This window comes from Caulobacter sp. RHG1, from assembly GCF_013181195.1.
Classification (GTDB): Bacteria; Pseudomonadota; Alphaproteobacteria; order Caulobacterales; family Caulobacteraceae; genus Caulobacter.
The window spans coordinates 297,751-308,606 of record NZ_SMZP01000001.1 but is presented as its reverse complement, the minus strand read 5'-3'; the positions used below and the strand labels follow the sequence as shown (position 1 = coordinate 308,606).

The following is a 10,856-nucleotide window of genomic DNA, read 5'->3' as shown; positions in this document are numbered from 1 at the left end:
TTGCGAATTTCAGAAGCTGTATCGAACACCAACCCGGACGGTTCGAGGCTCGACGACGCGGCTGAGCCGTCCTTCTACGGGGGCGGCATCGAAGGCGGGAATGTAGGACTCGTAGAGATAGGTGATGTCCTTGTCGCGGCTGTTGAGGACGTTCAGAACCTCCGCATAGACCTGATGTCCGCGGGCCTTGAACGCGCCGCGCAGGTTGACGACGTTGCTGCCGGAGTCGCGGACCGAATTGTCCTCGATGAGGGGGGAGGGGCCTAGGTGTCGCCAGCGAATGCTGGCTTCCCAACGATCGAGCACAGCCGAGACGCCCAGTTGGCCGGCGTTCTCGAAGGCGTTGGGAATGTAGTCGCCGTTGACGTAGCGGGCGTGGCTGGCCGTCCAGCTGCCGTCGATCGCCAGCCAGGGCAGGGGGCGCCAGAAGCCGACCAGCTCATAACCGTGTCGCTTGCTGGCTTCCGACGGCTCGACCGCGTTGGAGTCGCCGACGAACCGCAACTCGCTGTCGACATGCAGCTTCCAGAGCGTGGCGGTCAGGGTCGCTTCGCCCAGGCGCAGACGAGCCCCGACTTCCGAGCCCGTGCCGCGCACCAGTGTCGGCACCGGGGTGTCGACATTGACCACGCCGCGAACGTCGTTGGAATGGAAGCCGCGTCCCCAGTTGGCGTAGAGCTCCAGGTCCTGGCCCACGCGATAGGCCGCGCCGACCTTGGGCGAGAGGATGGCGTCGTGGTCCTTGCCCTGGCCCAACAGGCGGGCGGCCGCGTCCTGGGCCTTCACATCGAAGGCGTAGTAATCGCCGCGCAGGCCGCCGGTCAGGCGCAGCGGAGCGATCGGTGTCCAGGTCGCCTCGCCGTGAAGGGCCGCCGAGCCCTCATTGACTTCATAGGCGCCCAGCGAGGCCACGAACCTTCCGGCGTCGGTGTGGTTGACGCCGACATTGCCGATCGTGTCGTAGCGGGCCTCGCCACCCACGGTGGCGGTGAATGTGTCGCTGAGCCGCCAGTCGCGCTGGGCGCGGCCGCCGAAGACCCAGCGTCGGTCGAACTGGGTGATCTGGGCGCTGGAGCCGTCGGCATTGGCGTAGGTCGGGTTCGACGACATCGTCCAGTCGTAGAACTGGGCGTAGGCGTTGCCGCGCCATTGCTCACCCTGAAGCTGGGCGTTGAGGATGAGGCGGGTCGTCTCGCCCCGCGCGCTCGGGTCCGGCGAACAGAAGGCGTCGGGGCAGAGCGCCGAACCGATGATCCGCTCGGGGATCTGTTCGGTAGGCCGCCAGGTCCCGCGATAGGCGTGGGCCGAGATCGCCAGGTCGCCGAGGGCGGTCTTCTGCTCGTACTTGGCGAAGGCCGAGGCGTGCCGCAGCTTTTCGGGCTCGCGCCACGGGCCGTCATAGGTCTTCAGCTGTCCCACCAGGCTCAACCGGCCCTCGCCGACATCAAGGGCGCCGCCGGCGGCCAGGCGGCGCGCGCCATACGATCCGACCTCGGCCGAAATCCACGGGCGGGGAATGTCGCTCAGGGTGGTCATGTAGGCCGCGCCGGCCAGGGCGAAGTCGCCGCCGTCGGCGCGGTAGGGGCCTTTGCGGAAGTCCTCGCGCTCGACGATCTCTGGGATCAGGCCGTTGACATCGAGATAGCCGTGGCCGTGCCCGTGGGTGCGCAGGTTCATCTGCACGCCGTCGACATAGGTCGTGAAGTCCGAGCCGTGATCCAGGTTGAAGCCACGAAGGAAATACTGGTTGGCCTTGCCGCTGCCCGAGTGCTGGGCCGCGACCATGCCTGGCACGGCCTCCAGCAGTTCGGCCACCCGCAGCAGCGGTCGGACCAGAAGGTCGCCGCCGCCGATCGAGCCTTCGCTGGCCGCCAGGGCGACGCCGATCTTGTTCTCGCCGCGTCCGAACACGGTGACGGCCTCGACTTCGGGGCCGGGTTCGGTTTCCGCGCCCAGCGCCGTCGCCGGCGCCAGGGCCACAAGCAGAAGGGCCATGGCGCGGGTTCGTGTCAGGCGTGGTTTCATCGTCGTTCCCCAGGTCTTCATCGGCCGGTTCGAACGCGGGCGCGCCGTTAAGAACGGTTACGGTAACCGTTATCGTTAGCGCCTTATCGGGTCATGAGGCGCTTTTGGCGGGGGTTCAGCGGACCTCGACCGGCATGGCCTCGGGCTCTGCAGCCTCGCCAATGCCGAGACCAGAATTTCTGAAACCGCATAACTCTACAATTTAAGTAGGAATTTAGCGTGACGGTTTTGTGACGATCTCGGTTCGGCCGGGAGCGCGCAGGTGGCCGCATGGATCATTTCATAGTTAGAGACTGGGGGTTTCGGTGCGCAGATCAGGTAAATTCGCCGCGGTGTCTTCTTTGGCGCTGGTTTGGGCGGCCGGCGGGGCCATGGCCGAAGAGCAGGCCAACGCCCTGGACCAGGTTGTGGTCACGGCCCAGCGGCGGGCCGAGGCGGCCAACACCGTTGGCCTGGCGCTCAGCGTCGTCAGCGGGACGCAGCTGCAGGAAAAGAACATCAACATCGTGAACGACCTGGAGACGGCGATCCCCAACCTGGAGGTCGACAGCCAGTTCGGCGGCGGCCAGCCGCAATTCCGCATCCGCGGGATCGGCGCGCGCGAATACTCCAGCAACAACGCCTCGACCGTCGGCGTCTATGTCGACGAGGTTTCCCACCCCTACACCGTGACGACGCAGGGCAGCCTGTTCGACGTCGAGCGGATCGAGGTGCTGCGCGGCCCCCAGGGCACGCTCTATGGCCGCAACACCACCGGCGGGGCGGTCAACATCATCACCCGCGCGCCGACGCGCGAGCTCCATGCCGGGGCCAGCGCCGAGTACGGCTCCTATGACCGCTATCAGCTGGAAGGGTTCGTGTCGGGGCCGCTTTCGGACACCGTGCGGGCGCGTCTGGCGGCGACGACGGAGCAGGGCGGGGCCTGGCAGTACAATCGCGACACGGGCGAAAAGCTGGGTGACGCCAATCGCACCGCCGTCCGCGGCCGCCTGACCTGGGACGTGTCCGAGAAGACCACTCTGGACCTGGCGGCGACCTATACCCGCGACAAGTCCGATGGCCTGGGCTTTCGCCTGCTGACGCCCTATGCCGCGGTCGGCGGTCCGACCTATCCGGCCGATACGGCCTGGCGCATCACGGGCTGGCGGATCTCGCCGGTGCTGGCCGCCGTCGCCGGCGTCGGCACGGACGCCAAGCCGTTCCGCAACAACGAGGGTGTCGACCTCAACGCCCGGTTCACGGTGGATCTCGGCTTCGCCGACCTGACCTCGCTGACCGCGCGTCAGAGCTTCAGCCGCAAGGAGTACAACGACTGGGACTCGACCCGCTATTACGAGTCCGACGTCTACTTCTACAACGACATCGACGTCTTCTCGCAGGAGCTGCGCCTGACCTCGAAGGGCGACGGGCCGTTCACCTGGCTGGTCGGCGCGCACTATGCCGACGAGGCCAATGACGGCGGCTTCTATACGCAGTTCCGGTCGGTCGCGAATCTGGTCAACACCGCCTACCAGCAGGACGTCGAGGCGTTCGGCCTGTTCTCCAACTTCAAGTACGCGCTGACGGATCGCTTCAGCCTGATCGGCGGCCTGCGCTACGAGGACGAGGATCGCACGCTGAAGAGTTCGGGTACGACCCAGGCGGGGCAGACCGTTCCGGCGCTGCAGACCTACAAGACCGGCCTGTCGGAAGTCTCCGGCCGCTTCGGCGCCGAGTACAAGCTGGCGCCGGATGTCCTGACCTACGCCAACGTCTCGCGCGGGGTGAAGTCGGGCGGCTTCACCACCTACAACACCACCTCGGCCACGCCGTTCAGGCCCGAGATCGTCTGGGCCTACGAGGCTGGCGTGCGTTCGGAACTGTTCGAGCGCCGGGTCCGCCTGAACGCCGCGGCCTTCTACTACGACTATCGCGACCAGCAGGTGCAAGGGCTGGAGTACGACACCATCACCGGGCGCCTGGGCAAGATCACCAACGCGCCCAAGTCGCACATCTACGGCGCCGAGGCCGAGTTGGCGCTCGTGCTGGGCCACGGCGTGCAGCTGACCCAGTTCGGCAGCTACAAGAAGGGCGAGTACGACGAGTACTTCGCCATCGACGGCACGGCGACCGATGCGGCCAATCCAGTCAACGGTCCCTGGACGCGGATCATCGCCAACGACCTGTCCAACCAGCGTCTGGGCTTCCCGACCTGGTCCTACGGTGGCTCGCTGTCCTACGATACCGAGCTGGGCGATTGGGCGGTGCGGGCCGAGACCAACTACGCCTACCGCAGCAGCCTCTATTCGGTGACGACCACCTCGGTCATTCCGGGCTATTGGGTGGCCAACGCCAATCTCTCGGCTGGACCTCGTGACGCCAACTGGCGGGTAGGTCTGTGGGTGCGCAATCTCTTCAATGAGTACTACGAAGAGACCCGAAACGGCTTCAACAGCTCGTCGCGCCGCACGACCTCGCCGCACCAGCCGCGGACGATCGGCGTGCGCATCAACCTGGAGATCTAGACCCATGAGGCAGGCAAAAGGGATCGCGATCCTGATCGGCGGCGCCCTGTGCGTCGCCAGCCTTGCCGGCGGCGCTTGCGCGCAGGAGGAGTTCTGGCGCGGCTTCGAGGATCATCCGGGCGGCTACGGCGCCAAGAGCGCGGCCCTGAACGCGGCGGCGTTCATCCCGCCGCCGCCCCTGCCGAGTTCGAGCCAAGGCAAGGCCGATCAGGAGGCTTTCGTCGCCTCACGCGCCTTGCAGGGCTCGCCGCGCTGGAGCCAGGCGGCGGCCGACAACGAGATCGAGACCCCCGAAGCGCCCTTCAAGGCGTTCGCCGACGCGCTTCAGGTCCGTGTCGATCCCAAGACGGCGCCGACCCTGACCCTGCTGCTGGGAAAGGTGTTGGGCGAGATTCAGCTGGCTCAGCACGAGCTGAAGACGACCACCTTCCGGCCGCGGCCCTTCGTCGAGACCCCGGCCCCGATCTGCATCGCGCCCGAGCCGTGGCTGGCCAAGAGCAGCTCCTATCCGTCCGGCCATTCGGCCACGGGATGGACCTGGGCTCTGGTTCTGGCCAGCCTCGCGCCGGATCGCCGCGAGGCGGTGCTCAAGCGCGGCCTGGACTATGGCGACAGCCGCGCGGTGTGCGGCGTCCACTTCCGTAGCGACGTGGAGGCCGGGCGTGTGCTGGGCGGGGCGGTGTTCGCCAGCCTGTCGGCGGATCCGGCGTTTCAGCGGGATCTCGCCATAGCGCGCGCCGAGCTGGCCAAGGTCCGCGGCGGATCCTAGGGCTAGGCCCAGTCGGCGCCCGCCAGCAGGTCCGCATAGTGCGCGCGGGCGACATCGGGGTGCGAGCGTAGCCGGCTCTTGAGCTGGTTGCGCCCGACCTCGCGGAAGATCGGGTTCAGGGGATCGACCGAAAGGCCGCGCTGGCTGGCCTTCAGCGCATCCGGCAAGGGGATGACCGGGATCGTCGCGTCCGGACGTGAGCCCAGGAAGAAGGCGATCGAAAACCGCTCGACGCCGGCGGGTGGGGCGACGACGTCGTGGATGGCGGCGCGAACGAAGCCATCGGTGGCCAGCTCCAGCAACTCGCCGGCGTTGATCACGAAGGTCCCAGGGGAGGGCGGCGCGGCGATCCAGGCGCCGTCACGACCCTGTACGCGCAGGCCGGCGACCTCGTCCTGCAGCAGCATGGTCACGAACCCGCCGTCCCGATGCGCGCCGACGCCCTGGTCGCTGGCGGCCGTCTCGCGGCCGGGATAGCGAATGATCTTGAGAAGCTGCGACGGGCTGGGCGCGAAGATGTCGGCGAAAGCGGTCGGCGGCTGCTCGAGGGCGACGGCGATCGCCTCCAGCAAGGCCACGCCCAGGCGCGTGACCTCCGCCTGGTAGGCCAGAAGCAGAGGCCTGAATTCGGGAAGGGCGTCCGGCCACTGGTTGGGTCCCTGCAGGCGTCGCCACGCCGGCATGTCCGGGGTCATCTGGACCGCTAGACCTTCGGTGTTGATGTCGAGTTGCTCGCGCCAGTCGGGCTGCCCGCGCGTGCGCTCCTGGCCCGCGGGGGTGTAACCGCGAAAGTGCGGCGACCTGATCATTTCGATCTTCAGCTTCTCGGCCGAGGGCAGGGCGAAGAACCGTTTGGCCGTGGCGGTGACCTCTGCGATCAGTCCAGGATCGACGCCATGGCCCGTGACATAGAAGAAGCCGTGGTCGTGCAGGACCTCGCGCAGCGCGGCGAGGAACGCCTGGCGCACAGGCGGCGGTCCCCGGAATTGCGAGAAATCCAGGGTCGGCAGCCGGGCGCAGGCGTCCGCAAGGCTCACTATTCGGCCGCCGCCCGCAGACCGCCGGATGCGGCCAACGCCTGGTCGAGATCGGCCAGGATGTCGTCGATATGCTCCAGGCCCACCGACAGTCGCACATAGCCGTCGGAGACGCCCGTGGCCTTCTGGTCCTCGGCGCTGAGCTGAGAGTGGGTGGTCGAGGCCGGATGGATGGCCAGGCTGCGCGCATCGCCGATATTAGCCACGTGATAGAACAGCGCCAGGCTGTCGATGAAGGCGCGCCCGGCCTCGCGGCCGCCGGCCAGTTCGAAGCCGACCGGGCCGCCGTATCCGCCCGAGAGATAACGATCGGCCCGCTCCCGGCGCAGGCCGTCCTGCGCCGACGGATGGATGACTCGCACGACCTCGGGGCGCTGGGCCAGGAAGTCGGCCACGGCCTGGGCGTTCTGAGAATGGCGAGCGATCCGCAGCGGCAGGGTCTCAAGACCTTGCAGGATCTGGAAGGCGTTGAATGGCGACAGCGCCGCGCCCAGGTCGCGCAGCAGCACCGTGCGGGCGCGCAGGATGTAGGCGATCGGGCCCAACGGCTTGGCCGCCTCACTCCAGACCGCGCCGTGATAGCTGGGGTCAGGGGTGTTCAACAGCGGCTGACGCTGCGGATGCGCGGCCCAGTCGAAATTGCCGCCGTCGATGATTACGCCGCCGATCGAGGTGCCGTGGCCGCCGATGTACTTGGTGGTCGAATAGACGACGATGGCCGCGCCGTGGTCGAACGGTCGCGCCAGCAAGGGCGCGGCGGTGTTGTCGACGATCAGCGGCACGCCCAGCCGGCGGCCGATCGCAGCGACCTCGGCGATCGGAAAGACCGTCAGCTTGGGATTGGGCAGGGTCTCGGCGTAGTAGGCGCGGGTGCGATCGTCGGTCGCGCGGGCGAAGGCTTCGGGGTCTTCGGGATCGACGAAACGGACCTCGATCCCTTGGTCACGCAAGGTGTTGGCGAAGAGGTTCCAGGTGCCGCCATAGAGGTCGGTCGAGCTGACGACGTTGTCGCCGGTCCGCGCCAGGTTCTGCAGGGCGAAGGCCGAAGCCGCCTGGCCTGAGGCCACCGCCAGGGCCGCCGCGCCGCCCTCCAGGGCGGCCAGGCGCTGCTCCAGGATGTCGATCGTCGGGTTACCGATGCGCGTGTAGATGTTGCCCAGCTGGCGCAGCGCGAACAGGTCCGAGGCGTGCTCGGTGCTTTGGAACTGGTACGACGTGGTCTGATAGATCGGGGGAGCGACCGCGCCCGTCGCTGGATCGGCGCGCCAACCGGCGTGCAGGGCCAGGGTCTCGGGATGCAGCTTGCGATCGGACATCGGCGTCTCCTCTAGGCTTTTCAGCGTCTGGAGGTTGCAGCCTAGCGCCCGCGTCGCGCCGGCTGCGCGCGCAATAATCTTCTTCGTCGAAGAGAAATCCTGATCGTCCCGGGCCTTGTGAGTGGGCGCGCCTGACGTTCCTAGCGGAACGCGGCGAGGCGTGCGGCGAGCTCCAGTTGCCGGTTGACGTCCAGCTTTTGGTAGATGGATCGGAGCTGCGTCCTGATCGTGCCGGCGGAGACCTGCCGCGCCATCGCGATGCCTTCCGGGCTGTCGCCATTTCCCAGGCAGGCGGCGACGTGGGCTTCGGCCGCGGTCAGGCCATAGGCGGACTGCAGCAGTTGCTCGATCTCCGACTGGCTGCGCCCGGCGCCTTGAACCACGACGAGAACGCGAGGCTCGAAGCCCAGGGCGTAAGGAGCCGCGGGAAGGGCGACGACGTCGATGATCGTTGGCGCGCCGATCCCATCGCCTGGCGTCGCCAGGGTTACGGTCGGTCCCTGGCCAGGCGACGTCGCGCCTTGGCTGGCTCGGTCGATCGCGACTTCAAGCCGATGGGAGGCGGCGGGGTTGGCTACGCCCAGCCGGCCGCGCCGGAGTTTCAGGGGACCGGTGTGCAGGGCCTGCTCGGCGGACGGCGTCATGGCCTGGACCAGGCCATGACGGTCGCAGACGAAAGCGATGCGTCCCAGCCCCTCCATCGCGCCGGCCAGCAGTTGAGCGCCCCGGCCTTCCAGCGCCTGCTGCAGCTTGACGGCCGCGCGGACATGCGGCGCCAGGGCTTCGAAGGCCCGGCGGTCGGCCGCTTCCGGCGCGCCCTGAACTCTGGTTCGCAGCACCGCCAGCCCCACCAGGCCCGAAGCATCGTGCGCCAGGTTCACCTGGCTGCCGTAGGGAATGTCGTGGCGACGGCAGAAGTCGCCGTAGGCTGGGCTGGCCTCGGCCGCATCGAGGCAGTCGACCTCGTGCCAGGCTTCGAGCACGGGCAGGCGCAGACCCATCCGCACGCGAGGGTTGGTGACAGGATCCGCGCCGCCGATCGCGACGAACTCATCCAGATCGTCCGCCGCCAGCCGGGGGGAGAGGTTGAACTGGATCGAAGGCGAGGGGCCGACGCCTATCAACTGGCCATGCGCGCCGCCGCATCCGTCGGCGAGCCCATTCAACGCCTCGGCCCAGTCTCCGCTCAAGGCCGCTGCGCCAAAGAGGTCGCTGATCTCAAGCCAATGATCGTCACTTCTCAGCACGATCGCCCCCAGGGATCTCGATATGCCATCTCGAAGAGAATTTAGTGGGGCGGCGCAGAAGGGCATCCCCATTTGTAGGGAGAGCGGCGTTGACAGCCAGGGGCGAGGCGGCACAGGTCGCAGCTGCCTGGACGTGATGTGCGGGTCGCAATCAGGAACAGGCTCTAGACCTTGGCGCCGTCACTCCGTCCGCCCGTCGAACCTGGCGTTCCCCTGGTCGAGGTCGGGATCGTCGGGCGGGACGGGGCGATCCTCGACGACCCTCACGGCTTTGTCGCGGGCTACAGTCTGGCGACACGCCTGAACCTGATCGACATCGGCTGGAGCAACCCGCGAGCGACATCGTACGAAGTCGTCCCCGTAGAGGAGCACGATGGGGCGGTCACCGTGGTAGCGGTGGCGCCGCTCGACCACGCGAAGGGCTGGCTTTCGCCGCCCGCACGGCTGGTGCGACCGCAATCGGGGGTCGCCATCTGTCGGCTCGCGCCGGCCGGGGTGCGGATCCGCCTGGAGCGGTTCGGAGAAGCGTTTGGGCTGTCGCCGGCGGTCATCCGGACCGTGATCGCCCTTTACGAACAGAGTGACGTGAAGGCCGCGGCCAAGGCGGCGAAGGTCAGTTTCAACACCGCTCGTGAGTATCTGGCGCAGGCCAGGGCGGCCATTTGGGCGCCCAATCTTCCGCGCCTGATCACCTGGGCCGGCGTCGGGTCCCTGGGTCTCGACGCCAGCGGTGAAAGCGACCACGGGGTGGGCGAGCTGTTTTCGTTGTCGGTGACCCAGCGGCGGCTCGCCGGCCTGATCGCCGACGGCGCCAGTCGCAAGGAGGCGGCGCTGGCCCTGGGGATCTCGGAGGCGCTGGCGAAGAAGCAACTGGCGGCGGTGTTTGCCGCGACCGGCGTCTCGAGCGCCATCGGGCTGGCGCGTCTGTTCGCGGACCTGCGCGGCCTAGCCGTCGTCGCCGGCGAAATTCCGACTCCCGAGCCCTATCCGCCGCCCTTCAGCCGCACCCTCGTCGTCGAGGACGGGCGTGGCCGCAAGATCGTCGCCAGCGACTATGGCCCCGCGGGCGGACGTCCGGTCATCATCCTGCACAACACCATGAACTGCCGGGGCGTCGACCGTGCCCTGGTCGCCGCGCTGCAGGATCGGGGCTATCGGCCGATTTCGCCGGATCGTCCCGGCTATGGCGACACCGACCCCGCCCCCTCCGACTGTCAGGGGGACGCCTATCTCCAACGCTGCGCGGATGACGTCGGGGCGCTTTGCGAACAGATGCGATGGCCCCAGGTCGCGGTCATCGCCCACGGGCCGGTGCACGTCGTGCTCGCCCTGCTGCGCGCGTGTCCCGACCTGATCGAGAAGGTCATCGTCGACGCGCCGGAGCCGGATTCCGCCTCAGGCCAGAAGGCCGTCGGCATGATCCCCAACCTCAAGCGTCAGTTCGCGAGGCGTCCTTGGGCCGTGGCGTCGGTGTTTCGCGTCATCACCGCCTTGGCGAGCTATCAGCGCATCGCCGGGATCATGCGCGAATGGACCTCGGCCAGTCCGGCCGACAAGACAGCCATGGATGACCCGGCCCTGATGATGGACTTCTATCGCAAGCTGATCCCGTTTCGCGAAGGACGCATCGATGGCCTGGTCCGCGAACAGGTGATCCAGGCGACCTCGGGCAAGCCGGCGCTGCAGCCCAACTCGCAGAAGCTGACGTTCCTGATCGGCGCGACCGATTTCATGCACGACGCGACCGAAACGCTCCACTACTGGCGATCGGTCCTGCCTGAAGCCCGGTTCGACATGATCCCCGACGCCGGCCGGTTCATCTCGTACAGCCACCCGCATCTGCTCGTCGAAGCCCTGAAGCGCCCTGCGCCCGAGGGCGCGAACGCCTGAAAAAGGTCGTCCCTTTTTCGCGTCTCTCTCCACCGTCTCTACAATTGTGAAGACGCGGGCTCGCGTCG

Annotated in this window: 7 protein-coding genes; 3 read left to right on the top strand and 4 right to left on the bottom strand. The window is 67.8% G+C overall.

The window, feature by feature from the left end; translation table 11 throughout:
• Positions 1-9: 9 nt before the first annotated feature.
• A complete protein-coding gene (locus E1H18_RS01465) occupies positions 10-1,995 on the bottom strand; it encodes a TonB-dependent receptor (RefSeq protein WP_172262987.1) in 1,986 nt (661 codons plus the stop codon).
• A gap of 335 nt (positions 1,996-2,330) precedes the next feature.
• Here E1H18_RS01465 and E1H18_RS01460 point away from each other — a divergent pair, with 335 nt between their 5' ends.
• Together E1H18_RS01460 and E1H18_RS01455 are read left to right on the top strand one after the other, a co-directional pair.
• The gene (locus tag E1H18_RS01460) at positions 2,331-4,529 is read left to right on the top strand and encodes a TonB-dependent receptor (protein ID WP_370526387.1); all 2,199 of its coding nucleotides are present in this window, start codon (positions 2,331-2,333) and stop codon (positions 4,527-4,529) included.
• A 4-nt stretch (positions 4,530-4,533) separates the two neighbouring features.
• A complete protein-coding gene (locus E1H18_RS01455; RefSeq protein ID WP_172262985.1) occupies positions 4,534-5,298 on the top strand; it encodes a phosphatase PAP2 family protein in 765 nt (254 codons plus the stop codon).
• Positions 5,299-5,300: 2 nt separating this feature from the next.
• Here E1H18_RS01455 and E1H18_RS01450 read toward each other — a convergent pair whose 3' ends face one another.
• From E1H18_RS01450 to E1H18_RS01440, 3 genes are all read right to left on the bottom strand, one after another.
• Positions 5,301-6,335, bottom strand: a complete 1,035-nt coding sequence (locus tag E1H18_RS01450) for an isopenicillin N synthase family oxygenase (RefSeq protein WP_172262983.1) — start codon at positions 6,333-6,335, stop codon at positions 5,301-5,303.
• Complete coding sequence (locus E1H18_RS01445; RefSeq protein ID WP_172262981.1) at positions 6,335-7,651, bottom strand: O-acetylhomoserine aminocarboxypropyltransferase/cysteine synthase family protein; 1,317 nt, start codon at positions 7,649-7,651, stop codon at positions 6,335-6,337. Before E1H18_RS01445 ends, E1H18_RS01450 begins: the two co-directional genes overlap by 1 nt.
• Before the next feature lie 140 nt (positions 7,652-7,791).
• Positions 7,792-8,898, bottom strand: a complete 1,107-nt coding sequence (locus E1H18_RS01440) for a helix-turn-helix transcriptional regulator (protein ID WP_172262979.1) — start codon at positions 8,896-8,898, stop codon at positions 7,792-7,794.
• A 171-nt stretch (positions 8,899-9,069) separates the two neighbouring features.
• Here E1H18_RS01440 and E1H18_RS01435 point away from each other — a divergent pair, with 171 nt between their 5' ends.
• Positions 9,070-10,788: an alpha/beta fold hydrolase gene (locus tag E1H18_RS01435; protein WP_172262977.1), complete on the top strand. Its 1,719-nt coding sequence runs from the start codon at positions 9,070-9,072 to the stop codon at positions 10,786-10,788.
• Positions 10,789-10,856 lie beyond the last annotated feature (68 nt).